Origin of the sequence: Klebsiella pneumoniae complex sp. WS1778 (genome assembly GCF_049472055.1) — a bacterium.
In the GTDB taxonomy this organism is placed as follows: domain Bacteria; phylum Pseudomonadota; class Gammaproteobacteria; order Enterobacterales; family Enterobacteriaceae; genus Klebsiella; species Klebsiella quasipneumoniae.
In genome coordinates this window covers 441,258-465,793 of the sequence record NZ_JBKGTJ010000003.1, presented here as the reverse complement: position 1 = coordinate 465,793, position 24,536 = coordinate 441,258, and the positions used below count along the sequence as shown (strand labels likewise).

General features: G+C 60.5%; 18 protein-coding genes and 1 pseudogene. 7 read left to right on the top strand and 12 right to left on the bottom strand.

Annotated features, from left to right (window positions below):
* The first annotated feature begins 181 nt into the window (after positions 1-181).
* Positions 182-1,513 carry an amino-acid N-acetyltransferase gene (gene argA / locus ACLEXF_RS16810; protein WP_004149616.1) on the top strand — a complete coding sequence of 444 codons (1,332 nt, stop codon included), beginning with the start codon at positions 182-184 and terminating at the stop codon, positions 1,511-1,513.
* A gap of 226 nt (positions 1,514-1,739) precedes the next feature.
* Complete coding sequence (locus tag ACLEXF_RS16805) at positions 1,740-2,060, top strand: hypothetical protein (protein WP_053809986.1); 321 nt, start codon at positions 1,740-1,742, stop codon at positions 2,058-2,060.
* A gap of 57 nt (positions 2,061-2,117) precedes the next feature.
* Here ACLEXF_RS16805 and recD read toward each other — a convergent pair whose 3' ends face one another.
* The 12 genes from recD to rppH form a co-directional block, all read right to left on the bottom strand.
* Positions 2,118-3,962 carry an exodeoxyribonuclease V subunit alpha gene (gene recD, locus ACLEXF_RS16800; protein ID WP_135711827.1) on the bottom strand — a complete coding sequence of 615 codons (1,845 nt, stop codon included), beginning with the start codon at positions 3,960-3,962 and terminating at the stop codon, positions 2,118-2,120.
* Complete coding sequence (recB, locus tag ACLEXF_RS16795; protein WP_117131814.1) at positions 3,959-7,495, bottom strand: exodeoxyribonuclease V subunit beta; 3,537 nt, start codon at positions 7,493-7,495, stop codon at positions 3,959-3,961. Before recB ends, recD begins: the two co-directional genes overlap by 4 nt.
* Positions 7,492-10,377: a pitrilysin gene (gene ptrA, locus ACLEXF_RS16790; RefSeq protein WP_230354723.1), complete on the bottom strand. Its 2,886-nt coding sequence runs from the start codon at positions 10,375-10,377 to the stop codon at positions 7,492-7,494. Before ptrA ends, recB begins: the two co-directional genes overlap by 4 nt.
* A 120-nt stretch (positions 10,378-10,497) precedes the next feature.
* Positions 10,498-13,875, bottom strand: coding sequence for an exodeoxyribonuclease V subunit gamma (gene recC, locus ACLEXF_RS16785; RefSeq protein WP_053809982.1), 3,378 nt, complete (start codon positions 13,873-13,875; stop codon positions 10,498-10,500).
* Between the two features lie 12 nt (positions 13,876-13,887).
* Positions 13,888-14,211, bottom strand: coding sequence for a prepilin-type N-terminal cleavage/methylation domain-containing protein (locus tag ACLEXF_RS16780; RefSeq protein ID WP_023319073.1), 324 nt, complete (start codon positions 14,209-14,211; stop codon positions 13,888-13,890).
* The gene (locus ACLEXF_RS16775) at positions 14,196-14,603 is read right to left on the bottom strand and encodes a DUF2509 family protein (protein WP_032426115.1); all 408 of its coding nucleotides are present in this window, start codon (positions 14,601-14,603) and stop codon (positions 14,196-14,198) included. Before ACLEXF_RS16775 ends, ACLEXF_RS16780 begins: the two co-directional genes overlap by 16 nt.
* Positions 14,600-15,157, bottom strand: a complete 558-nt coding sequence (locus tag ACLEXF_RS16770) for a prepilin peptidase-dependent protein (protein ID WP_023319075.1) — start codon at positions 15,155-15,157, stop codon at positions 14,600-14,602. Before ACLEXF_RS16770 ends, ACLEXF_RS16775 begins: the two co-directional genes overlap by 4 nt.
* Positions 15,154-15,705: a prepilin peptidase-dependent protein gene (locus ACLEXF_RS16765; RefSeq protein ID WP_423265791.1), complete on the bottom strand. Its 552-nt coding sequence runs from the start codon at positions 15,703-15,705 to the stop codon at positions 15,154-15,156. The genes ACLEXF_RS16770 and ACLEXF_RS16765 overlap by 4 nt, the downstream gene beginning before the upstream one ends.
* 190 nt (positions 15,706-15,895) lie before the next feature.
* The gene (gene thyA / locus ACLEXF_RS16760; protein WP_108433612.1) at positions 15,896-16,690 is read right to left on the bottom strand and encodes a thymidylate synthase; all 795 of its coding nucleotides are present in this window, start codon (positions 16,688-16,690) and stop codon (positions 15,896-15,898) included.
* 6 nt (positions 16,691-16,696) lie between these two features.
* Complete coding sequence (gene lgt, locus ACLEXF_RS16755; protein ID WP_004205445.1) at positions 16,697-17,572, bottom strand: prolipoprotein diacylglyceryl transferase; 876 nt, start codon at positions 17,570-17,572, stop codon at positions 16,697-16,699.
* A gap of 243 nt (positions 17,573-17,815) precedes the next feature.
* On the bottom strand, positions 17,816-20,062 hold the full coding sequence (gene ptsP, locus ACLEXF_RS16750) for a phosphoenolpyruvate--protein phosphotransferase (RefSeq protein WP_004205444.1): 2,247 nt from the start codon (positions 20,060-20,062) through the stop codon (positions 17,816-17,818).
* Positions 20,063-20,074: 12 nt separating this feature from the next.
* Entirely contained in the window at positions 20,075-20,605 is a 531-nt protein-coding gene (gene rppH, locus ACLEXF_RS16745) for an RNA pyrophosphohydrolase (RefSeq protein WP_004205443.1), read from the bottom strand.
* Between the two features lie 453 nt (positions 20,606-21,058).
* Here rppH and ACLEXF_RS16740 point away from each other — a divergent pair.
* The 5 genes and pseudogenes from ACLEXF_RS16740 to ACLEXF_RS16720 form a co-directional block, all read left to right on the top strand.
* A pseudogene (locus ACLEXF_RS16740) lies at positions 21,059-21,199 on the top strand (hypothetical protein); the annotation flags it as partial.
* Between the two features lie 88 nt (positions 21,200-21,287).
* Entirely contained in the window at positions 21,288-21,983 is a 696-nt protein-coding gene (mutH, locus tag ACLEXF_RS16735; RefSeq protein WP_023319078.1) for a DNA mismatch repair endonuclease MutH, read from the top strand.
* Between the two features lie 63 nt (positions 21,984-22,046).
* Complete coding sequence (locus ACLEXF_RS16730) at positions 22,047-22,760, top strand: TerC family protein (RefSeq protein ID WP_004205441.1); 714 nt, start codon at positions 22,047-22,049, stop codon at positions 22,758-22,760.
* A 123-nt stretch (positions 22,761-22,883) separates the two neighbouring features.
* Positions 22,884-23,102 carry a YgdI/YgdR family lipoprotein gene (locus tag ACLEXF_RS16725; RefSeq protein WP_002915974.1) on the top strand — a complete coding sequence of 73 codons (219 nt, stop codon included), beginning with the start codon at positions 22,884-22,886 and terminating at the stop codon, positions 23,100-23,102.
* Positions 23,103-23,323: 221 nt separating this feature from the next.
* A complete protein-coding gene (locus ACLEXF_RS16720) occupies positions 23,324-24,364 on the top strand; it encodes an NADP(H)-dependent aldo-keto reductase (protein WP_101856044.1) in 1,041 nt (346 codons plus the stop codon).
* The last annotated feature ends 172 nt before the right edge of the window (positions 24,365-24,536 follow it).

The following is a 24,536-nucleotide window of genomic DNA, read 5'->3' as shown; positions in this document are numbered from 1 at the left end:
TTGACCAGAAACTTTAACGAAAGGCATATAACCTGTCATCTATAAAAGGGTAAACATTCATTGACACCCTGCGCCGGGTCACATGTTTTTCGTAGCTTAGCCTCAAATTGGGGCTTGCGTTTAACGGCAAAACAGAATAAAAATACAATAATTACGAATAATCATGCATTGAGGGTTTGTCATGGTGAAGGAACGTCGCACTGAACTGGTAGAAGGATTCCGCCATTCTGTTCCCTATATAAATGCCCATCGGGGAAAAACGTTTGTCATCATGCTGGGCGGCGAAGCCATTGAGCATGAAAATTTCTCAAATATTGTCAATGACATAGGACTACTGCATAGCCTGGGCATTCGCCTGGTGGTGGTCTATGGCGCCCGCCCGCAGATTGACGCTAATCTCGCCGAGCACCACCACGAGCCGGTCTATCACAAGCAGACGCGAGTGACTGACGCCAAAACGCTGGAGCTGGTTAAGCAGGCGGCGGGGATGCTGCAGCTGGAGATCACCGCCCGCCTGTCGATGAGCCTCAACAACACCCCGCTGCAGGGGGCCCATATCAATGTCGTCAGCGGCAACTTTATCATCGCCCAGCCGCTGGGCGTCGATGACGGCGTCGATTATTGCCACAGCGGGCGCATTCGCCGCATTGACGAAGAGGCGATTCATCGCCAGCTCGACAGCGGCGCCATTGTCCTGATGGGGCCGGTCGCGGTGTCGGTCACCGGCGAGAGCTTTAACCTGACTTCGGAGGAGATCGCCACCCAGCTGGCCATCAAGCTGAAGGCGGAGAAAATGATCGGCTTCTGTTCTTCGCAAGGGGTTTACAACCAGGCCGGGGAAATTGTCTCTGAACTGTTCCCCAATGAAGCGCAGGCCCGCGTCGAAGAGCTGGAAGCGGACGAAGATTATAACTCTGGCACCGTACGCTTCCTGCGCGGGGCGGTGAAGGCCTGCCGCAGCGGCGTGCGGCGCTGCCACCTGATCAGCTATCAGGAAAATGGCGCGCTGCTGCAGGAGCTGTTCTCACGCGACGGCATCGGCACCCAGATCGTCATGGAGAGCGCGGAGCAGATCCGTCGGGCGACCATCAACGATATCGGCGGTATTCTTGAGCTGATAAGCCCGCTGGAGCAGCAGGGCATCCTGGTGCGCCGCTCCCGCGAACAGCTGGAGATGGAGATCGACAAGTTCACCATTATTCAGCGCGATAACACCACCATCGCCTGCGCCGCCCTCTATCCTTTCCCGGAAGAGAAGATCGGCGAAATGGCCTGCGTGGCGGTGCATCCGGATTACCGGAGCTCGTCGCGGGGAGAGGTGCTGCTGGAGCGTATTGCCGCCCAGGCCAGACAGATGGGCCTGAGCAAGCTGTTCGTGTTAACCACCCGCAGCATCCACTGGTTCCAGGAGCGCGGCTTCACGCCGGTGGATATCGACCTGCTGCCGGAGAGTAAAAAGCAGATGTATAACTATCAGCGCCGGTCGAAGGTGCTGATGGCCGACCTCGCTTAGCTCCTTCTCCCCCTTTCTAACGGCCGAGGATAGCGCGACGCTCATCACGTTAACCCCGGCCGGTATCCCCCTCTTCGGGCCGATCTGACGTGCGGCACGCGGGCTAAATTCCTGGTTTCCGCGCAGACCATATCTTTCTCGCTGGCTCACCGATATGCTACTGGCTGTCGACAGGATATCGACTGGCGCCACGGCCACCACCCGCCCTGCAAGGATCGCTTAACGAATGGAAACCCAACCGAACTGGCTGATCAGACATATCAACCTCATTACCGCCGCGGTCGCCCTCTATCCGTGGTTGCTGTTGATTTTGTTGCTCTGGGACAACCAGCGCCATCATCAGAATGGCTATGCCGCGCTTGGCGCCGCCGTGGCGATATTATTTCTGCTGGCCCTGACGTCCGGCATGAATCTTCTCATCTCCTCGCTGGTGATTTTTTGTGCCCGCTGTTCCACCCCACCGCTGGCCGGCGGCGCAGCAGTCCGCTTTTTCGCCATGAACTCGATCTCGGCGCTCTGGCTTATCCCTCTGTTCTTCAGTTACTGATTTTTCCGCCAGCCCGGGCAACGGCTGCAGCATTTTCCATCGCCCGGACCCGGCGTCTCAGGGGGCTTCACGCCCGGCGAAAATCTCCGCCAGGCCGCTGCGCCGCTCGGTGCGGGTCACAATGGCCTGGGAGAGCACCTGCTCGTCGGCATAGAGCGACAATCGCCGTTTTGCGCGGGTGATCGCGGTATAGACCAGTTCGCGTGTCACCAGAGGAACGCTGCGCGCCGGCAGGATCAGCGCCGCATGGTCGAACTCGGAGCCCTGCGATTTATGCACGGTCATCGCCCAGGCGGTGTCATGCTCCGGCAGGCGGCTCGGCTGCACCGACTTGATGGCGCCGTCGGGCATCAGGAACCATACCCGCAGCTCGCCGTTGCGCTCCAGGGCGATGCCGATATCGCCGTTAAACAGCCCCAGCGCGCTGTCGTTGCGCGCGATCATAATCGGCCGGCCGTCATACCAGCGGGAGTGGCGCGGCAGGGCGATCGCCCGCTGGCGGTTGAGCCGCTGCTCCAGCCGTTCATTGACGCCGCTCACGCCGTACGGCCCTTCCCGCAGCGCGCACAGCAGCTGAAACTCGCTGAAGGCGGCCAGCATGGCCTGCGGTTCCGCCCGCTCGCGGCGCAGCTGCAGGTAGCGCTCATAGCCCTGCTGGGCCGCGCCGAGCATGGCTTCGTACTCTTCGGTCGTACTGAGGGGATGAAGCGCGATATCGTCAAACGGCTGGCGCAGCGTGGCCTTCATCTCCGCGCGCGCGCCAGCGTTCACCGCCCGCGCCAGGCTCCCGATGCCGGAGTGACTGCCGAAGCGATAGCTCTTTTGCAGCAGGCACAAGCTGTCTCTCAGCGCGCCAGCGATAGCCCCCTCGCCCGCTGGTACCGGCGAACCGGTCAGCCGGGTCAGCTCCTGCGCCCGCGCGGCGGTGTAGCCCGAGCTCGCCCAGGCGCAGATATCGCCCAGCACCGCCCCCGCTTCTACGGAGGCCAGCTGGTCACGATCGCCGAGGAAGATCACCCGCCCGTGAGCCGGCAGCGCGTCGATGAGCCGCGACATCATCGGCAGGTCGATCATCGAGGCTTCATCCACCACCAGCACGTCGAGATGCAGCGGGTTGCCGGCGTGATAGCGCATGCGCTGGCTGCCTGGCTGGGCGCCCAGCAGACGATGCAGCGTGCTGGCCTCGGTGGGAATCAACGCTTTCTGCGCGTCGGTCAGCGGCAGTTTTCTCAGCGCCGCGCCCAGCGATTCGGTCAGGCGCGCCGCCGCTTTCCCCGTCGGCGCCGCCAGACGAATACGACAGCGCGGACTATCTTCAATCTGGATCAGCGCCGCCAGAAGTTTGGCCACGGTGGTGGTCTTCCCGGTCCCGGGACCGCCGGAGATCACCGAGATGCGGCGGGTCAGCGCCACCGCCGCGGCAACTTTTTGCCAGTCGGTTTCGCCGGTAGCAGGGAACAGGGCATTGAGGGTTGCCGCCAGCCGGGCCTCATCCATCTCCAGCACCCGATTGGCTTCGTTGAAGAAGCGGGCGACGGTCAGCTCGTTGCGCCACATCCGGTTCAGATAGAGCCGGTCGCCGCATAAAATCATCGGCGCCGGGGCATCGCCGCAGCTCACCGCCGACGAAGCGAGCAGCAGCGCGGGCCAGTCCTCCGGCGCGCCGGCGTCGGCCAGCAGCCGATCGCGGATCTCCCCCGCTTTCCCGCTCAGCACCTCGTCGCCGCTCAGCCGCGAGAGCGGCAGGCACACGTGCCCCTCTCCGGCATCACGGCTCAGCAAGGCCGCCGCCAGCTTGACCGCCGGCGGGTCGTTTTGCGCCACCATCAGGGCAAACTGGACGTCCAGCGGCCGCAGCAGACGCTGCTCCACCGCCGCCAGCAGTAGTTGATCAAAAGTCATGAGGCCTCCTCCTGAGTTTCTCCGGCAAAAAGCTGATCCAGACCGTCAATCAGCGGTCGCACCGGCCGGGTAGTGAAGATCCCCTGCCCCCCCTCCTGACCGTCCATGCCGCGCAGGAAGAGATAAATCACGCCGCCGAAGTGGCGGTCATAGTCGTAATCGGCCAGCCGGTGGCGCAGATAGCGGTGCAGCGCCAGGCTGTACAGCTGATACTGCAGATCGTAGCGGTGGGCCCGCATCGCCTGCTCCATCGCCGGCCGGGTATAGGCCTCGCGATCTTCCCCCAGCCAGTTGGATTTGTAATCCAGCAGGTAATAGCGGCCTTCGTGGCGGAAGACCAGATCGATAAAACCCTTCAGCATGCCGCGCACCTGGCGGAAATCCAGCGGCGGCGTGTCGGCGGAAAGGGGATCGTACTGGCGGATAAGCGCATCAAGGCGCTCCGCCGTCAGCAGCTGCGCAATGGGCAGGTAAAATGCCATTTCCACCTGTTTATCCCGCGCCGCAAGCTGATTGAGCGCGATATCCGGCCCCGGCAGGCGGGTCTTCAGCACGCCCCCCAGCCAGTCGGTCAGCACCGGCGCCCACTGTGCGTCAAATCCGCTCAGCTGCAGTTTCTCCGCCATCCATCCGTCCGGCACCGGCTGGGTAAAGTCCAGTTCCTCAAACAGACTGTGCAGGAAGGTCCCCGGCGCAGCGCCGCGCGGGAACTGGTGCGGGGTCAGCTGCGGCTCTTCCACCACCTCGCCGACGCCGACGGCATCGATATCCAGACGTGGCAGCAGATCCTGCCCGCTGCTGAAGCCATGCTGCTGCAGACCGGAATAGCTGGTTACCCGCCAGTCATCGGCGATGCGGCGCTGCAGCTCGCGCGCCGATAGCGGGGGGATGCTCGCCGCCGGCGCCTGCCACGGGGTCAGATCCAGCTCGCCCGGCCTCTGCAATGCAATATCGCCATGGCAGAAGTCCGCTAAGCGCGCGGCCAGCCCGGCGGCATCCATGGCTTCGCCCGCCTGCAGCAGCCGCCCCAGGGCGCTTAGATGAAAATCGCTGTTGCCGGACTTTCGGCTGCTGAGGGGCGCTACGCCGAGGCTGCAGTGCCAGACCGCGCGGGTCAAGGCGACGTACAGCAGGCGCAGATCTTCCGCCAGCCGTTCCGCCTCCGCCAGTTCGAGGCTGGCCTCATCCTGGCCCAGATCCAGCACCGCCGCGAACGTCTCGCGATCGTGATAGAACGCCTGGTCCTGTTTGCGAAACCGGGCGATAAACGGCAGCCAGACCAGGGGATATTCCAGCCCTTTTGACTTATGAATAGTGACGATTTGCACCAGGTGCTTATCGCTTTCCAGACGCATCTGCTGGCTGGCAGCGTTGCTGTCCGGCTCGGCGATATGCTGCGTCAGCCAGCGCACCAGGGCATGCTCGCTTTCCAGCTGGCTGGCCGCCTCCTGCAGCAGTTCGCTGATGTGCAATATGTCGGTTAAGCGCCGCTCGCCGCCCCGGGTCGCCAGCAGGTTCTCGGCGATATGCCGGGCCGTCATCAGCGCCCGCAGCATCGGCATCACCCCGCGCTGACGCCAGATCTGGCGGTATTCACTGAACTCCTCCACCAGCGCGTCCCACGCCTGCTCATCTTGATTGAGATTTTCAATATCCAGCGCGGTCAGGCCAAACATCGAGGTCGCCAGCGCGCTGCGCAGGGTATTTTCCCGCTCCGGGGACAACACCGCCTGCAGCAGCCAGAGCAGCTCCTGGGCCTCCAGCGTCTCAAAAACGCTGTCGCGGTTGGAGAGGTAGACCGAAGGGATGCCCAGCGCCTGCAGCGCTTCACGCACCTGCGCCGCCTCCAGCCGGTTGCGCACCAGCACGGTAATATCCGAAGCCTGCACCGGGCGCGAGGTTTCCCCACGCCACAGCAGCGCGCGCCCCTGCTGACCAGCGCTTAGCCAGTCGCGGATCTGCGTGGCGCAGAGCTGCGCCATAAACGTCTGATAATCGCCGGCGCCCACGGTGTCGCCGGGCATCAACCAGACGTTCATCGCCGGTACGTCCGCCGCGTCAACGGTAAAGCGCAGCCCCTGGTTCTTCGCCGCCGCCTTCACCGGCAGGAACGGGATCTCGCGAAACATGAAGGGGTTATCACTGAGGCTGAACAGCCGGTTGACGCTGCCCACCATGCCCGGCGAGGAGCGCCAGTTGGTGTCTAGCGTGTAGTGCGCAGCAACGTCGCCGCGCGCTTTCATATAGGTAAAGATATCGGCGCCGCGAAAGGCGTAGATGGCCTGCTTCGGATCGCCGATCAGCAGCAGCGCCGTCTCCGGCTGCTGGCGCCAGATACGGCGGAAAATCCGGTACTGTTGGGGGTCGGTATCCTGAAATTCGTCGATCATCGCCACCGGAAAACGCTGGCGAATGGCGCTGGCCAGCGCCTCGCCGCTGTCGCCGCGCAGCGCCTCGTCAAGCCGGCTGAGCATATCGTCAAACCCCAGCTCGCCGCGGCGGCGCTTTTCGCGCGCGACCGCATCGCGGATCTCGACCATCGCTCTCGCCAGCACCAGATCGGTGAGCGTCAGCGACGAGGCCAGCAGCGATTCTACGGCGCTAAACAGAGGATGTACGGGCGGTTCGCCACCGGCTTTGGTACGCTCAAGCAGAAACGACTGGGCAAATTTTTCCAGCGCGTCGGGTAACTGATAGCTCAACGTCTCTTCCTGCGCCCAGGCGGTCACTTTCTCAAGCCATTTGCCCTGGTTGCCGCGATTGAACTTCCGCCGGTCAAGACCCGAATCTTCAAGCACGCCTTCGATCTCGCCCACCTGCTCGCGCCACTGCTGCTTGAGCGAGTCAATGCGGTCGATGATTTGCTGATGGCGTTCGGCCAGCGTCTCGTCGGCGGCTGGCGGCGACTTAAGCTGCGGCGCTTCGCCCTGCAGCCAGCGGTCAAGGGACTTCAGCAGATCGCGCGGCCCTTTCCAGACATCGTGGATCACCGCCGCGATATCGCGGGTCAGCGGATAACAGTGACGGCGCCAGAAGTCGGCGCAGGCCTGATAGCGCAGGCGGGATTCATCCTCTATCAGCTGCTGCTCGAACAGCATGCCCGATTCGAAGGCGTTAAGGCTCAGCATCCGCTGGCAAAAACCGTGGATGGTGAACACCGCCGCCTCGTCCATCTGCCGTTCAGCCAGCAGCAATGTCTTTACGGCGTCGTCTTTATCGACGATCTCCGCCAGCAGCGCGCTGTAGAGCGGGTTATCGGATTCACCGCGCATACAGGCGATGCGCAGCTCGTGGATGTTGCTGCGGATACGCCCGCGCAGCTCTTCGGTCGCCGCCTCGGTAAAGGTCACCACCAGCAGTTCTTCAACGCTGATGGCGCGGGGATAGGCTGCCTCGCCGCCCAGCCCCAGCAGCAGCCGCAGATACAGCGCGGCGATGGTAAAGGTTTTTCCGGTGCCCGCAGAGGCTTCTATCAGGCGCTCGCCCCTCAAGGGCAAGCGCAGGGGATCCAAAGACTCAGCGGTGTCGGTCATTCATTCTCTCGCATCAGGGGTAAGGATTGCTGCAATGCGCTGACGTTTTCCCACACTTTGCCGCCTGCCGGCTGGGCATAGTCCGCTTTGCCATTCTGGCTACCGGAAATCTGGGACAATATCGTCATGCCCTGCGGCTCCACCACCGTCTGATGGAAGAAGTCAGCAAGTTTTTGCGGCGTCAGCAGTTTAATCTGAGCCACTACTTTATCACGTGAATCAAAACGCATATTACCGCGATCGAAATCTTTGCTCAGTTTCGATGCCTCTTCGCCCAGCGTCTGCGGCGCCTGCATCATCTGGCTTATCACCGCCTGCTGGAGCTGGGCAAACTCTTCCGGCTTCATCGCCCGCAGCTTCGCCTCCGCGGTGGGGAAGAAGGCCTGGAACCGCTGCCAGAGGAAAGCCGGCTGCTTATCGCTACTTTGCAGCAGGAAGCCCATGCCCCACTGACGTCCCACGTTCATCGGGAAGGCAAAGACCGCGTAGCCGAGCTGCTCTTCGGTACGCAGCTGGTTATAGAACCACGGCTGAATAATCTGTCCCAGCAGGGTGCTGGCGGCGGTGCTGCTGAACTCATCCACGTTGGGCGGTGCGAACACCGCGGCCAGCGCAGAGTCGGTGCTGTTGCCCGCTTTGTTGAAGATCGCCAGCTGCTGCCGGTTCACCACTACATCTTTATTGCGGCACCATTCGTTGCCGTCAGCGCCCAGCTGCTGCTGGATCTGGCGAGCCAGCGTCGTGGCGGCATCGGCGGACATATTGCCGATCACCATCAGTTCAGGGCGTCCCTTGGTTTTCAGGTTGGCGCGGTAGTCGAGCACCTCCTGCAAGGTGATGGAAGGCAGCAACGCCCGGCGTACTTCGCGCTGGAAATACGGAACCTGGGAGACCATCTGGATCGGCATTATCGCCTGATCGTAGGCTTTGCCCTTCTCAGCGGAGTCCATCATTTGCGCATACCACGATTTGGCCTGCTCCAGCTGCTCCTCGGTCGGCGTATAGCTGAAGTACCCCTGCAGCAGGTCGCTGAACAGCGCCGGCAGGTGCTGGGTGTAGCCGTTGGCATTGACCATTAACCCATTATTGGCGCCGGTGGAGAACGAAATGCCGCCGACCGCCGCCTGGTTACTAAGCTGATCGAGGGCGATGCCGGCGAGATAATCATTGAGGGCAAACATCACCTGCCGGCGAGCGCTGTCCATCGCCTGGGGATTACGCAGCACCAGGGAGATATCCGCCTTCGGTTCGCTGGCGAAATACTGGCTCGGGGCATAAACCACCCGCAACGTCGGTTCATCGAGGATCAGCTGCGGGTGCGGCCAGGCTTTATCGCTTTTGATGAGGGTGAAATCATCCGGAATATAGGGGTTGAGCACCGGCAGCTGCAGCTTGATGGCCTGCGCTTTTTGCTGCCAGTCAGCGAAGGTCTGCTCGCTAATCTTATCCACCTGATACGGCGCATCGACAAAATAGGCGGTCTTGTTATGCGGTTCCTGCGGGCTGATATACCAGATGCGCGCGTTCTGCGGGGTCATCATCGCCAGCCGGTCTTTAATCGCCTGCGGGTCGTACCGATCGGCAATGTTGACCACGTCCAGCGCATGCTCGACCGGCACCCGGATCATGGTATCCGCCAGCCATTCCACGTAATCCATATCACGGTTGATCGACGGATAGCGGAAATCCAGCGCCAGCACATGCGCCAGCTCGTCAAAGTAACGTTTGTCGACGCCCTGGGTACGCAGGAGGTTGAGGTAGCTGAATATGGCCGCCGTCACTTCGTCGCGGTGCGCCAGGCCTTTATCGGTGAGGGTGGCAGATATCGCCAGCACGCCGCTGTTGCCGTTCACCACCGGGTCAGAATCCGCGCGAATGCCTTCCGCCAGTCCCTGCTTTTGCAGCCAGTCGGAGAGCGTCCCCGGACTGCGGTTGCCGATCAGGTAAGTGACCAGCTCATCGGTTTTGCTGCGGAAGCGATCGCTGTTGTTGTCGATGCGAAACTCGACGCGCAGCACTTTACGCGGCATCGCCGGCACATAGTGAATAATGATGCCTTTTTGCGCATCGGTTACCACCGGCACGCTTATTTCCGGCCTGCTGATTTGACGATTCGGCACGCGGCCAAAGGTGTCAGCGGCCATGCGCGCCAGCTCCGGCAACGGCTTGTTGCTGTAGATCACCGCCTTCATCAGATTGGCGGAGTACCAGCTATCGCGGAAGGTATGCAGCGCATCAAGTACCGGGCTGCCGGGCTTATCGCTGAGCGTCTCGAGGTTGCCGCCAGAAAAGTGGGCCGCCGGGTGAGCCGGGTTAATGGTTTCTGCGCTGACCTGGGCCATGCGCATCCCGTCTCGCGTCCGGGCCATGGTTAGCTCGGCGTTGACCGCGTTACGTTCGCGGTCGGCATATTTTTTATCCAGCAGCGGCGCGGCAATGGCATCCGCCAGGCGGTCTACGGCCCCGTCCAGCGCATTATTCTCCACTTCGAGATAGAACGCGGTGCGGTAGGGCGCGGTGCTGGCGTTATGGCTGCCGCCGTGCAGTTTAAGAAACTCTGCCAGACTGTCAGGCTGGGGATATTTTTGTGACCCCATCAGCGTCATATGTTCCAGAAAATGCGCCAGACCCTGATGATCGGCCGGATCCTGCAGGGATCCCACCGGTACCACCAGCGCCGACAGCGATTTCACCGCCTGCGGATCGGAAACCAGCAGCACGACCATGTCGTTATCAAGACGGATCGCCTGATACTGACGTGTATCTTTTTCGCTTTTGCGGATCGTCTCCTGAACAGGCTGCCATCCGGTGTCGGCCTGACTAAACGGCGCCCAGAGGGCGGCCAGCACAACAAAAATCTTGAACCATAAACTGCGGGGCATTCACGAACCTCATCATTAACAAACTTGCGCTGCACAGCGTGCAGCCTTTTATGTCCATCAGTCCGTGATACGTTGCGCATAATAAATGAACCGCCATTCACTGCGCAATTTTTATACTATTTAAATTTGTGTGGACCGATGGTAACGATATAGCGGTAACAGATAACGCTGCGTCTGGGCAATGATTTCTTCGTAATGCGCCGGCTCCAGCGAACGCCACAGGCGTTGATACCAGATATCGGCCCCCTCCCCGCTGACCACCATGTTACCTTCGTAGGTCTGCAGGAATTTGCTCCGCGCTTTCTGCTGCGTCTCTTCGTCCATTAAAATGACATCCTTTTCGGCGTCATAACAGGCTTTCAGCCAGGCGCCACCGCTTTCCGGCAGCAGCAGCAGCGGCTGCGACATCCCCAGCAAATAGCCATCCACCAGCTCATTCAGGTACGCCTGCGCCTCGGCGGGCGCCAGCGGCGGAAAACGCCACTCTCCCTCTTTACGCACAAACAGCCGGCTCTCGCCGGTACCGCCGCTGGCACAGTAGACAAGGTGTTCCAGCCAAAGTTGCATCCCCTGGGAGACGCTCAGCAGCGAAGGCCGCCAGCGCAGCAGCCCGTCCGGCTGCACCTGCTGCAGCCAGCCGGTCAGATTTACGCCGCCGCACTGGAGATCGATCTCCATGCTCTGCGCCTGCTGGCGCTCGGCCATCACCCGCTCGGCCAGGGCCTGCATCTCCAGTCGCTGCGTCTCCCACACCAGTTCGCCAAAGGCGCCATACGGCAGCTCGCCGGCGGCGCGGAAGCGGCGGAACATGGCCGAGACGTCCTGCTCCTCGATAAGGGTATTAAGCAATTGCTGGTTCAGTTGATAACGGCTCAGCCCTTCCAGGGTGAAGGGCTCGTCATCGGGAATATCATCCTCTTCCGCACGGAAATTGACCCGCAGACGCTGCTGAAAGAACGCGCGAACCGGGTGCTGCCAGAAGCGCAGGAGCTGCTCGAACGGCAGGCTGTCTATCGGCGGCGGGGTAAGCGGTTGAATGAAGTCGCTATGCGCCTCCCCCTGCTGGCCGGCGGCAGCCAGCCATTCCCGGGCGTAGCTCTTATTCTCGTTATCCTGGAAATTAGCGACGTCGAACGGCATGCGGGTATGCAGATGGGTGATGTGGGCTTTAACCCGCGCCTCGCTGGCGTCGCAATCAAGCTCCTCATCGCCGGCGAGACAGTGGCTCTGGCCGACGTAATCCACCAGCTCCTGCACCAGCACCGAGGGAAAGCGCTCGCTGTTGTCCTGGATAGAACGGCCGATGTAGCTGATATACAGCGTCTGTTCGGCGGACATCAGCGCCTCCAGGAACAGGTAGCGGTCATCATCGCGCCGGCTGCGGTCGCCGCGCTGCGGCTTCTGGCTCATTAAATCAAAACCCAGCGGCGGCAGCGTTCGCGGATAAACCCCATCGTTCATCCCCAGCAGGCAAACCACTTTGAAAGGAATAGAGCGCATCGGCATCAGGGTACAGATATTGACCGGGCCGGCGAGAAAGCGCTGGCTGATCCGTTGCTGATCGAGGCGCTGGGCCAGCTCATCGCGCAGCAGCGTCAACGGCACCTGGTCGCCATACTGCGCCTCCAGACCGCTATCAATCACCGCCAGCCACTGCTGCTCAATCAGCGCCAGCGCCGCTTCGGTCTCACTGTCCGGCAGGAAAAAGTCATTCAGCAGATCGCGACAGACCGGCAGCCACTCCGCCAGCGGCCGCTGTTGGGCGAGACCGCGTCGCCACAGGTTAAGCTGCATCAGCAGCGATGCGAGGTTACCTACCAGCTCGGCGATCAAACCGCTGGATTCGTCATAGGGCAGCACCGACTGCCATTCGCCCTCCCGGCTGTCCATCGCGTAGCCCAGCAGCATGCGGGTAAGGCCGAACCGCCAGGTGTGCTGGCCGGTCGCCGGCAGGTCCAGCTCACGGACGTTGTCGTCATCCATTCCCCAGCGGACCCCGGACTCGTTGACCCACTGGCGCAGGTAGCGCAGACCCTCTTCATTGATGTTAAAGCGCGCCGCCAGCACCGGCACGTCCAGCAGCGCCAGCACATCTTCGCTGGCGAAGCGGCTGTCGGGCAGCGAGAGCAAAGTGATAAACGCCTGCAGCACCGGGTGCGACTCGCGGGCGCGGCGATCGGAGATCGCCCACGGCAGCCAGCGGTCGCCGCTGGCGGCGCCAAACACCGCCTGTATATAGGGGCTGTAGCTGTCGATATCCGCCACCATGACGATGATATCCCGCGGCGTGAGCGTCGGATCCGCCTCCAGCATCGCCAGCAGCCGATCGTGCAGAACCTCCACTTCACGCTGCGGACTGTGGCAGACATGAATGCTCAGGCTGCGGTCATCCTGCGCCAGCGGACGTTTGTCGCGACTGTGGGCGAAAGCCTCCGCGCTCTGCCCGGCCACCGCCGCGTTGCGCAGTTCCAGGATATCCGACTGTAGATTATGCAACAGGTTATCGGGAACGATATCGACAAAGGCGTCCAGCTCCTCATAGCGCTCCAGCCCCGCCAGCAGGTAGATATAATCGCGCCCCAATTTACCCCAGGAGGCGAGCAACGGGTTGCCGACATCCTGCTCCCCGGCGTCATTAAACAACCCCGGCGCCTGCTCGGTGTCGCGAAACAGGGGTAGCGCGCGCGCCTCGCGGTGATGGCGCCGCTGACGCGATAGCAGCTTCGCCAGGAACGCCGGATCTTTAATATCACCCCAGTAATAGCGGCAGGGGTTGGTGAACAGCACATAGACATCGACATGCTTACCCAGCGCCTGCAGCGCCTGTAGGTAGACCGGCGGCAGCGCGGAAATTCCACAGATAAAGACGCGCGACGGCAGCCCGGCGGGCGGTTCATCCGCCTTTTCCAGGGCGCTGATAAAGCGCTGATAGAGATTGGCGCGGTGCCACTGCGGCTGCCCCAGCTCGGCGGTATAGCGCACCAGCGCTTTCCACAGCGGCGCCTGCCACTGCTGGGCGTCGCCGAGGCCGTCAACCCGCTGGTCGGCCTCCCAGCGCATCAGCCATTCCGGGCGATAAACCAGATACTGGTCATAGAGATCCGCTACCCGGGCGGCCAGCTGAAACAGCTTGCGCTTGTCGCCGTCATCGCTCAGATACTGGCGCAGCAGGATAAAATCGTCCTCTTCCAGGTGCTGCGGCAGGAGAGTCATCAGCTTCCAGCTCATGCTCTGCTTGCTGAAGGCGCTTTCGCCAGGGATATCCTTCAGGACGCGCACGAACATATCCCAGATAAAGCTCGCCGGCAGCGGGAACTCGATGTTGGCGGCAATGCCGAAGCGCGAGGCCAGGGTCATCTGCAGCCACTGCGCCATACCGGTACTCTGCACCAGCACCATTTCAGCCTGAAAAGGGTCATCCAACCGCTGGCGCTCGACGATAAACTCCATCAACGCCTCGAGAACATCCAGCCGGTTTGAGTGGTAAACCCTTAACATAATTGCTCCTGACTACTGGCTGACCGGGCAATGCAGCCGGGTCATCTGCGCCCGCTTTGCAACGGGCATACTGATCGTTACCGTGATGCTGACACATCTTTGCGCCGATGTCTGCATACGGCTTACCTGTCCGCCTGCCGGCGGAGACGGCGCAGAGAGCTGACTATAGCGCCAGGCGTCGCGCCATAGCTGACGCGTCTGGTTGAGCTGGTGGACCCCTTGCGCCATTCCGCGCTGATAGCCGCCCAGCGCGGTGACCGTTAGCACCATCAGCGCCATCGCCAGAACGGTCTCCGGCAAGCTAAAACCCCGCTGGCGCTTCATGGCATTTGACATAGGCTCACCTCCCTGAGCGGGCAAAAATCGCTCCAGCCATGGGCGGAGAAATGCACTTGCCCGCCGCGCACCTCGCCGGACTGCCAGACCTGCACCTCGCCGCTGGCGCTGCTGAGCAGCAGCGAACCGTCGTCGAAGATGCGCAGACAGGCGCGCCAGCCCTGCTGCGCCTGCTCGCGGCAGGCCAGCGGCGCCTGCGCCGACCAGGCCTGCTGTTTTCCCCACTGTAGCGCCGAATGGGCCACCGCCGTATCGCGGATCGCCTGCGTTTCGCTGGCGGTTTGCGCCAGCAGCGCCCGCTGCTGCAGGTTAAGCCCCTCCAGGAGCAGGCTGCCGAGAGTCAGCAACAGGAGCACCATCAACAGCGACGACATTCCACGCTGGCGGATCACAGGTTATACCCCGTCACCCGCTGCTCCACCTCGGCCGCCAGACCCATCTGCCGGGCAGAGCGCGCTGCCAGCGTCACGCTCAGCTCCGGCGCGAAGCCCTCGGTCAGCCGACGCTGCACCGCAAAGCGCGTCACCACGATAGCGGCCGGATTGGTGATTTTCTCCCATCCGCTTCCGCGGCAGTCGCTGGCTCCGCGCAGAGTCTCCAGTGCGCCGTCGCGCAGGCGAAAGCCGGTGCTCTCCGCCGCTGCCGCGGGGGAGGTTTCCCATGTCCCATTGCTGTTCGCGTCCCAGCGCACAATCAGGCACTCGCCGTCGGCGGCGAGCTCCAGCCCGGCTCCGCCGCACACTCCCCGGCAGTATCCGGCGCGCTGCAGATGCTTCCCCACGGCATGCACCCGCTGCCACAATTCGTTCTCCAGGGCCAGCTGTTCGCCCTGACGCAGAATATGGCGCTGCAGAGCGGGTAGAAAGCGGCAGGCGCCGATCAGCAGCAGCGAGCCTATCGCCATGGCAATAAGCGCCTCCGCGAGGGAAAATCCGCGGCGGCTCACTGACATCCTCCTGCGCTGTTACTGCGGCATAAACGAATCCGCCCCCAGTGTGAAATCACAATGCTCCAGCTGCCGGCCTCGCTCTGCAGACGCAGATTCCCCGCCCAGGCGGTGCTGCGCAGGCCATAGAATCCCAGGCCAGGGGTGACGCCTGCCAGCGAGATCCCCGGCCAGCGCGGGCGCAGCGTTAAGGGCGACCCGGAGGCGCACGCCGGCCCCTCCCCCTGGGCACTCAGGCACCATCCCTCTTCATCCTGGCCGACGCGAAGCACGCGGTCCCGGTTGTAGGCGTTGGCGTCATCGCGCAGGAAAACCAGGAAATCCCGCACCTGAACGGCGGTTTGCCACAGTCGTTGCTGCTGCTGCCAGCGCTGCCAGCCGTACAGGCCGCCGACGCTGAGGATCATCATTAACGTCAGCGTCACCAGGGTTTCCATCAGGGTATAACCATGTTCTCTGTTCATGGCGCAGAGTATGCCGCTGCGGTTAGCCCTGGCGCGACGACGGAAAATGGCTTTCCCGGCCAGACACGCAAAAAAGGTTTGCATGACCAACAGCAGAACATTTTTTTGCGAGCCTCTTTCCAGCTTTACCGCCCACCAACGCCTGCGGCCAGCGGGCGGGATGAAGCGTTCCTATCGTAATGGCAACGAGGGTAGCCCCCCCTATTCAGGTGGTGAAAACGGCATAAAAAAACCGGCGCCATCAGACGCCGGTTGGTCATATCTGCAGAGGGGGTTAAATCGCCACCGGCGCTTTGATTCCCGGGTGCGGATCGTAACCTTCAATCTCGAAGTCTTCAAAGCGGTAGTCGAATATCGACTCCGGCTTGCGTTTGATGACCAGCTTCGGCAGCGGACGCGGTTCGCGGCTCAGCTGCAGATTGGTCTGCTCGAGATGGTTGCTGTACAGATGAGTGTCGCCACCGGTCCAGACGAAATCGCCGACCTGCAGATCGCACTGCTGCGCCACCATATGCACCAGCAGCGCGTAGCTGGCGATGTTGAACGGCAGGCCGAGGAATACGTCGCAGGAGCGCTGATACAGCTGGCAGGAGAGCTTGCCGTCAGCGACGTAGAACTGGAAGAAGGCGTGGCACGGCGCCAGGGCCATTTTATCCAGCTCGCCGACGTTCCACGCCGAGACGATGATCCGGCGGGAGTCCGGGTCGTTTTTCAGCTGCTCCATCACTGTGCTGATCTGGTCGATATGACGACCGTCCGGCGCAGGCCAGGAACGCCACTGTTTGCCGTAGACCGGTCCCAGGTCGCCATTTTCATCTGCCCACTCGTCCCAGATGGTGACGTTGTTGTCGTGCAGATAGGCGATGTTGGTGTCGCCCTGCAGGAACCACAGCAGTTCATGGATGATGGAGCGTAAATGACAGCGCTTGGTGGTCACCAGCGGGAAGCCTTCCTGCAGGTTAAAACGCATCTGATGGCCGAAAATAGAGATCGTGCCAGTGCCGGTGCGGTCATTTTTTGGCGTGCCCTCGGCGAGCACTTTCTGCATCAAATCAAGATACTGTTTCATGGTTCCTCAAGAATTCAGTTGCTGCGGACGGTGGCGGTAAGCCCAAACCATCATGATGATACCCGCAAGCACCATCGGGATCGAAAGAATCTGCCCCATGCTGATGTACTGCACCCAGCCGCCGGTGAACTGGGCGTCGGGCTGGCGGAAGAATTCCACGATAATGCGGAACAGGCCGTAGCCAATCAGGAACAGGCCGGAAACGGAACCGGTCGGGCGCGGTTTACGGATAAACAGGTTCAGGATCAGGAACAGCACCACGCCTTCCAGCGCCAGCTCGTACAGCTGCGACGCGTGGCGCGGCAGCGCGCCGTAGGTATCAAACAGCGATTGCCATTCCGGATGGGTCGGCAGCAGCGCCAGATCTTCGGCACGGGAGCCCGGGAAAATCATCGTGTAATGGAAGCTCGGGTCCACGCGGCCCCACAGCTCGCCGTTGATAAAGTTGCCCAGACGCCCGGCGCCAAGGCCAAACGGGATCAGCGGCGCGATAAAATCGGAGACCTGGAAGAAGGTGCGTTTGGTGCGTCTGGCGAAGATAATCATCACCAGGATCACGCCGATCAGGCCGCCGTGGAACGACATACCGCCATCCCAAACGCGGAACAGATACAACGGATCGGCAAGAAATACCGGCAGGTTGTAGAACAGCACGTAACCGATACGGCCGCCCAGAAAGACGCCGAGGAAGCCCGCGTAAAGCAGGTTTTCCACTTCATTTTTCGTCCAGCCGCTGCCCGGACGATTCGCCCGACGGGTGGCCAGCCACATCGCAAAGACAAAGCCCACCAGGTACATCAAACCGTACCAGTGGAGGGAGACCGGGCCTAGAGAAAAAATGACCGGATCGAACTCCGGAAAATGCAGGTAGCCACTATTCATCTGTCACCATAAAGACTTGTTATTCCGCCGAAAGTGGACAGCGGTGATGATCCATGCCCGATTAAAACGGGCACGCCGAAGGAGGCGAATCATAGCATAAGCCAGGAGTGCGATCCGCGCCGGCGTGTAAAAGATATGTATACGGATGCTAACAGAAGCCGTTTCGCCGGCTGTACTGTATTTTGCCGGATGGTGTGAACAGAGTATTCCCGGGTTACGGCTTACGCCTCACCCGGGCTATCGCTACCGCCCGCCGCGGATCAGGCCGCCGAGACCGCGACGCTCCATAAAGGCCGCCACCTGATGGCGCACCTCGGCGGTCATCTGGGCTTCGAGGCTGCGACGAGACAGCTCCTGCGCCTCTTCGATATCGATGCGGCGCAGCAGATATTTCACCCTCGCCACCGAGCGGCCGTTCATCGACAGGTGGCGATAACCGAGACCGACAAGGATCGTCACGCACATCGGGTCGCCTGCCATCTCGCCGCACAGTCGCAGATCGATGCCAAAGCGCTCCGCGTCATGAGCGATCATCGCCAGCGCCCGCAATACCGCAGGATGCAAGCTGTCATACATGCTGGCGACCCGGGTATTGTTACGGTCGACGGCCAGCAGGTACTGGGTCAGGTCGTTCGTTCCTACCGAGATAAAATCGATCCGGCTGGCCAGCTGCGGCAGCATAAAGACCATCGACGGCACCTCCAGCATCACCCCCAGACGCGGACGCGGGATGGCGTAGCCGATCATCTCTTCCACTTCCCGACTGGCGCGGTCGATCAGTCGGCGGGCCTCATCGACCTCTTCCAGACTGGTCACCATCGGCAGCAAAATGCTGAGGTTGCCAGTAGCGGCGTTGGCGCGCAGCATCGCCCGCACCTGGATCAAAAAGATCTCCGGCTGATCGAGGGTGATGCGGATCCCGCGCCAGCCGAGGCATGGGTTCTCTTCACTGATCGGCATGTACGGCAGCTGTTTATCCGCGCCGATGTCCAGGGTACGCAGGGTCACCGGTTTGCTGTTAAACATCTGCAGCATGCCCTGATACTGAGCGACCTGCTCCTCTTCAGAGGGGAAGCCGCTCTGCAGCATAAAGGGAATTTCGGTACGGTACAGACCAATGCCGTCCACAAAACTGCCGAGCTTCTCTTCGTGCTCCGGGCTTAAGCCGGCGTTGAGCATGACTTTTACCCGCTCGCCGCTTTTCAACTCCGACGCACGCTGGAGATCGTCCTCCGCCAGGCGGCTGAGCTCGTTCTCTTCACTGATAAGGCGCTGATATTCCTGTAACAGAACAGGTTCAGGATCCACCAGCAGCTCACCGCGATAGCCATCGACAATCAGCGTATGGCCATGCAACAGCGAGGGCTGAATATCGGCGCCCATCACCGTTGGGATGCCAAGGGCCCGCACCATAATGGCGGCATGGGAGTTGGCGGCGCCATCGCGCACTACCACGCCGGCCAGGCGATCCTGCGGCACTTCCGCGAGGGTGGTGGCCGACAGCTCGTCCGCCACGAGGATAATGCGCGCCGGCCAGGTGTTGGGGCCCTGAATACTGTCGTCGAGATGGAACAGCAGACGCTGACCCAGCGTGCGCAGGTCGCCGGCCCGCTCTTTCAGATAGCCGTCGCTCAACGCGGCAAACTGTTCGGCGAACTTCTCAATGATCTTTTTGACCGCCCACTCGGCGACGGCGCCTTTGTCGACTTCGGCAAAGAGCTCGCGACGCAGGCGGGCGTCGGAGAGCAGGTGCGAATAGAGATCGAAGATCGCCGCCGTCTCTTTTTGCGCGCCGGCGGCGTAGCGTTTGCTGTAGCGACGAAACTCGTTGGCCGCTTCTTCCAGCGCGCCGGTCAGGCGTTCACGTTCCGAGGCGGTATCCAGCGTCGAGGCTTCATACACCTGTTCCATCAGCGGCAGGCTGACGTCCATCCAGCCCTCGGCGATCGCCACCCCGGAAGAGGCCGGCAGCGCGCGAATGCGCGTCTGACGATACTGGCCAAACAGGGCGTTCAGCTGGGACTGGGAGAGGATCGCCGCCATCTGGGTGGCGAGGGTGACGAGGAAAGACTCTTCGCTTTCATCAAACTGGCGCAGCTCACGCTGCTGGACCACCAGCACGCCCAACAGCTGGCGGCGCTGGATGATCGGCACGCCAAGGAAGGCGCGGAAGCGGTCCTCTTTGACGGCGGGGATATACTTGAAGCTGGGGTGTTTTTGCGCATCGGCGAGGTTGATGGGCTCCGCCAGGCGGCCAACCAGCCCCACCAGGCCTTCATCGAACGCCAGCGCAACGGTGCGCCCGCGAGGTTTTTTTAACCCGCGGGTGGCCATCAGGTAATAGCAGCGTCGGTCATTGTCAGCCAGGTAAACCGAGCAGACTTCCGTCTCCATCGCCTGGCAGACATCTGTCACCAGAATATCCAGCGCCTCGTTTAAACGCGGCGCACTCGCGACCTTCTCGACTATTTCTCGCAACCGAGTGAGCATAATGTGCGTGGCTTAACCTCTTTTACGTCGATAAGCAGGCGCGCTTTGCGGCTTAGGGGCGCTCTCCGCCAGCGACATGGTTACGCTGGCGAACTCTTTCATCACCCGGCGGTAGACGTCGCGTTTGAACGACACCACCTGACGAACCGGGTACCAGTAACTCACCCAGCGCCAGCCATCAAATTCAGGCGTGCTGCTGGTTTGCATATTGATGTCCGCGTCGTTACCGATCAACTGCAAAAGAAACCACTTTTGTTTCTGGCCGATACAAACCGGCTTTGTGTCCCAACGCACCAAACGTTTAGGCAACTTGTAACGCAGCCAGTTACGGGTTGAGGCCAGGATCCGCACATCTTTACGGCTTAACCCGACCTCTTCAAACAATTCCCGATACATCGCCTGCTCTGCGGATTCTCCTGGATTTATGCCCCCTTGCGGGAACTGCCACGAGTGCTGACCATAGCGTCGGGCCCACATGACCTGGCCCTGACGATTACAGATTACAATACCGACATTTGGGCGGTAGCCATCGTCATCAATCACCGGACTACCTCAAGATAAGCTTCAATGTGAATGATTGTTTCACACTCGTCGGAAACGGTAAACCACTCTGTTCGCACACTGAGAACGGATAACATTTGAATAACTCACAGTAATTGCCAGAGTTATAAACAGCGAAAGCGCCCGACGGCCGATTTTATTCACTTTTTCTGTGGATAGAGTTGTGAAGAAGTACGGAATTAACCCGGGAAAACCCGGAGTAATCTGAACATCGCACCGCTAACACCTTCTAATAATGATAGCATATTCATTTAGTTAGAATATATTCCTTTCACTTATTACAGCATAACGTGACGATCATCACACATACGATCCGCCGACTGATGAAAGATCGAACAATGTCGATTTTATCCACAGATTACGCGCAGGTCGCGGGCAGATTTTCTCTAAAAATTCGATTTTCGTCGCACGTCAAGGCTGTAAATCGAACCAGTAGTGGGGCTTTTCCCCAGTTATCCCACTTTTCTGTGGATAACATGGTGTAAGATCCTGTTTATTGTCAGTGACCAGTTCTGGAAAACCTGTTTTCATGGTTTTCACCTGCAGCGCAATGACCTTAAAAAGGCATATAAATCATGGGATTGGTATAGTTACTCAGAAAACGGTAAACTCTATCCACAACGCGCAAAATTAGCGCTCATTTTTTAGCCAAAGGTGTCGCCCTATGCCCGCTATCGCTCCTCTCTCCTCTCCGCCGCAAAGTCAGGAACAGCTGTTGGCCCAGGCCCGACAGCTGGCCGGCTATACGCTGGGCGAGCTGGCGGCGCTGGCCGGGATCCCCATTCCCCGCGACCTGAAGCGTGATAAAGGCTGGACGGGCATCCTGCTGGAGCTGTGGCTGGGGGCCAGCGCGGGCAGTAAACCTGAACAGGATTTCGCCGCGCTGGGGGTGGAGCTCAAAACGATCCCTATCGACAGCCGGGGTCGTCCGCTGGAGACCACCTTTGTCTGCGTCGCTCCGTTAACCGGCAATAGCGGCGTCACCTGGGAGAGCAGCCATGTGCGGCATAAGCTGCAGCGCGTCCTGTGGATCCCGGTGGAAGGAGAGCGCACCATTCCTCTGGCGGCGCGGCGCGTCGGCGCACCGCTGCTGTGGAGTCCGAACGAAGAAGAGGAGCGCCAGCTGCGCATGGACTGGGAAGAGCTGATGGATCTTATTGTCCTCGGTGAGGTGGAGCGCATTACCGCCCGCCACGGCGAGGTGCTGCAGTTAAGACCGAAAGCGGCCAACAGCAAGGCGTTGACCGAAGCCATCGGCGCCCGCGGGGAGACGATCCTCACCCTGCCGCGCGGTTTCTACCTGAAAAAGAATTTCACCGCCGCCCTGCTCGCCCGCCATTTCTTGTTACAACACGATTAATTTTTTGTTCTGCGTTGGGGCGTGCATATAATTGCTGCTTTCTATTTTGCAGGACTTTGAACAATGTTATTTGCATGGATAACCGATCCTAACGCCTGGCTGGCGCTGGGCACCTTGACGCTGCTGGAGATCGTGCTCGGGATCGATAATATTATTTTTCTCTCTCTGGTCGTGGCCAAGCTCCCCACCGCCCAGCGCGCTCACGCGCGACGGATCGGTTTAATGGGGGCGATGGTCATGCGCCTGGCGCTGCTGGCCTCTATCGCCTGGGTCGTTAAGCTGACCAACCCGCTCTTCACCGTCCTCGGTCAGGAGATTTCGTTTCGCGATCTGATCTTGCTGTTAGGCGGACTGTTCCTTATCTGGAAAGCCAGTAAAGAGATCCATGAGTCTATCGAAGGTGAAGAGGAGGGGCTGAAAACTAACGTTCACTCCTTCCTCGGCGCCATCGTGCAGATCATGCTGCTGGACATCATCTTTAGCCTCGACTCGGTGATCACCGCCGTCGGTCTGTCGGACCATCTGTTTATTATGATGGCGGCGGTCGTGATTGCGGTGGGGGTAATGATGTTCGCCGCACGACCTATCGGCGATTTCGTTGACCGTCATCCGTCGGTGAAAATGCTGGCTCTGTCGTTCCTGATCCTCGTTGGCTTTACCCTAATGCTGGAAAGTTTCGACGTCCATGTGCCGAAGGGATACATCTACTTCGCCATGTTCTTCTCTATTGCGGTGGAGAGCCTTAACCTGCTGCGCAATAAGAAAAACCCGCTGTAAACCACAAAATTGCAGCCTGGCCACAGGCTGCAACCCTTTTTCAGACTTTACTGCTTTTTATGTCTCACAAATCAGGCTATTAATAGATGGGTATGGGGTGCAGCTACTCAAGAGGTGATGACGATGAAAAAATGGGCAGTATTGATTTCCGCCGTAGGACTGGCGTTCTCGGTTTCCGGTTGCAGCAGCGATTACGTCATGGCGACCAAAGATGGGCGCATGATCCTGACCGACGGTAAACCTACCGTGGATGACGATACCGGTCTTATCAGCTACGAAGATCAGCAGGGTAATAAAATGCAGATCAATCGTGACGACGTTTCACAAATCATTAAGCGTTAATTTTTCCCCGTCGGCCCCAGCCTCTGTTGACGCTGCGCTTACCGACAACCAGTCTTCTGAGAAGAGTCGGGACACACCAGGACACCGCGGGTTTCACCCACCGCTCCTCCTCGTCACCCGGCTTTTTTGATTTTTTTACTTCCTCTTTTTCTCACCCTCTGCCATGTTGATACTCCTTTGTCGGGGAATGCCTGACCTTATAAATAAAAAGGAAGCTGGCTATGCAGTATCACCGTATCCCACACAGTTCACTTGAAATCAGCACCCTCGGGCTGGGAACCATGACCTTTGGCGAGCAGAACAGCGAAGCCGATGCCCATCAGCAGCTCGACTATGCGGTCGCCAACGGCATCAATCTGATCGATGTCGCCGAAATGTACCCTGTCCCGCCGCGCCCGGAGACCCAAGGGCTGACCGAAACCTACGTCGGCAACTGGCTGGCGAAACGCGGCAATCGCGAAAAGCTGGTGCTCGCCTCGAAGGTCAGCGGGCCCGCGCGCAATAACGACAGCAGTATTCGACCAAACCACGTCCTGGACCGGAAAAATATCCGCGAGGCGCTGCACGCCAGCCTGAAGCGTCTGCAGACCGATTATCTCGACCTGTACCAGGTACACTGGCCGCAGCGCCCCACCAACTGCTTTGGCAAACTGGGCTACACCTGGGCCGACGCCGCCCCTGCAGTGACGCTGCTGGATACCCTCGAAGCGCTGACCGAGTTCCAGCGCGCCGGCAAGATCCGCTACATCGGCGTATCGAATGAAACCGCCTTCGGCGTGATGCGTTATCTGCACCTGGCGGATAAGCACGACCTGCCGCGGATCGTGACGATTCAGAATCCTTACAGCCTGCTGAACCGCAGCTTTGAAGTCGGCCTCGCGGAAGTGAGTCAGTTCGAAGGCGTGGAGCTGCTGGCCTACTCCTGCCTGGCTTTCGGCACCCTGACCGGGAAGTACCTCAACGGCGCGAAGCCGGCGGGGGCGCGCAATACGCTGTTCAGCCGCTTTACGCGCTACAGCGGCGAGCAGTCGCAGAAAGCGGTGGCGGCCTATGTGGATATCGCCAAACGCCACGGCCTCGATCCGGCGCAAATGGCGCTGGCCTTTGTGCGTCGGCAGCCGTTTGTCGCCAGCACCCTGCTGGGGGCGACGACCATGGCGCAGCTGCAGGCCAACGTGGAAAGTTTGCAGCTTGAGCTGAGCGAAGAGGTATTAGCGGAGATTGAAGCGGTGCATCAGGTTTATACCTACCCGGCACCGTAGCACAACCTGTCGACGCCAGCTTCTGGCGTCGCGTTGTTGCCCGGTGGCGGCTACGCCTTACCGGGCCTACGCTACCCAGGGCGGGTAGCCGCCTCAGTAGCCGCGGTAGCCCGGATCAGGCGCAAGCCGCAACCCGGGAGGTTCTCTCTGCCGCGCGCCTGGCAGGGGCGAC

What these genes read in the sequence shown, in the direction of transcription:
- argA (WP_004149616.1), top strand. Translation starts at nt 182, where the DNA reads ATGGTGAAGGAACGTCGCACTGAACTGGTAGAAGGATTCCGCCATTCT.
- ACLEXF_RS16805 (WP_053809986.1), top strand. Translation starts at nt 1,740, where the DNA reads ATGGAAACCCAACCGAACTGGCTGATCAGACATATCAACCTCATTACC.
- recD (WP_135711827.1), bottom strand. Translation starts at nt 3,962, where the DNA reads ATGACTTTTGATCAACTACTGCTGGCGGCGGTGGAGCAGCGTCTGCTG.
- recB (WP_117131814.1), bottom strand. Translation starts at nt 7,495, where the DNA reads ATGACCGACACCGCTGAGTCTTTGGATCCCCTGCGCTTGCCCTTGAGG.
- ptrA (WP_230354723.1), bottom strand. Translation starts at nt 10,377, where the DNA reads ATGCCCCGCAGTTTATGGTTCAAGATTTTTGTTGTGCTGGCCGCCCTC.
- recC (WP_053809982.1), bottom strand. Translation starts at nt 13,875, where the DNA reads ATGTTAAGGGTTTACCACTCAAACCGGCTGGATGTTCTCGAGGCGTTG.
- ACLEXF_RS16780 (WP_023319073.1), bottom strand. Translation starts at nt 14,211, where the DNA reads ATGTCAAATGCCATGAAGCGCCAGCGGGGTTTTAGCTTGCCGGAGACC.
- ACLEXF_RS16765 (WP_423265791.1), bottom strand. Translation starts at nt 15,705, where the DNA reads ATGCAAACCTTTTTTGCGTGTCTGGCCGGGAAAGCCATTTTCCGTCGT.
- thyA (WP_108433612.1), bottom strand. Translation starts at nt 16,690, where the DNA reads ATGAAACAGTATCTTGATTTGATGCAGAAAGTGCTCGCCGAGGGCACG.
- lgt (WP_004205445.1), bottom strand. Translation starts at nt 17,572, where the DNA reads ATGAATAGTGGCTACCTGCATTTTCCGGAGTTCGATCCGGTCATTTTT.
- ptsP (WP_004205444.1), bottom strand. Translation starts at nt 20,062, where the DNA reads ATGCTCACTCGGTTGCGAGAAATAGTCGAGAAGGTCGCGAGTGCGCCG.
- mutH (WP_023319078.1), top strand. Translation starts at nt 21,288, where the DNA reads ATGCCCGCTATCGCTCCTCTCTCCTCTCCGCCGCAAAGTCAGGAACAG.
- ACLEXF_RS16730 (WP_004205441.1), top strand. Translation starts at nt 22,047, where the DNA reads ATGTTATTTGCATGGATAACCGATCCTAACGCCTGGCTGGCGCTGGGC.
- ACLEXF_RS16725 (WP_002915974.1), top strand. Translation starts at nt 22,884, where the DNA reads ATGAAAAAATGGGCAGTATTGATTTCCGCCGTAGGACTGGCGTTCTCG.
- ACLEXF_RS16720 (WP_101856044.1), top strand. Translation starts at nt 23,324, where the DNA reads ATGCAGTATCACCGTATCCCACACAGTTCACTTGAAATCAGCACCCTC.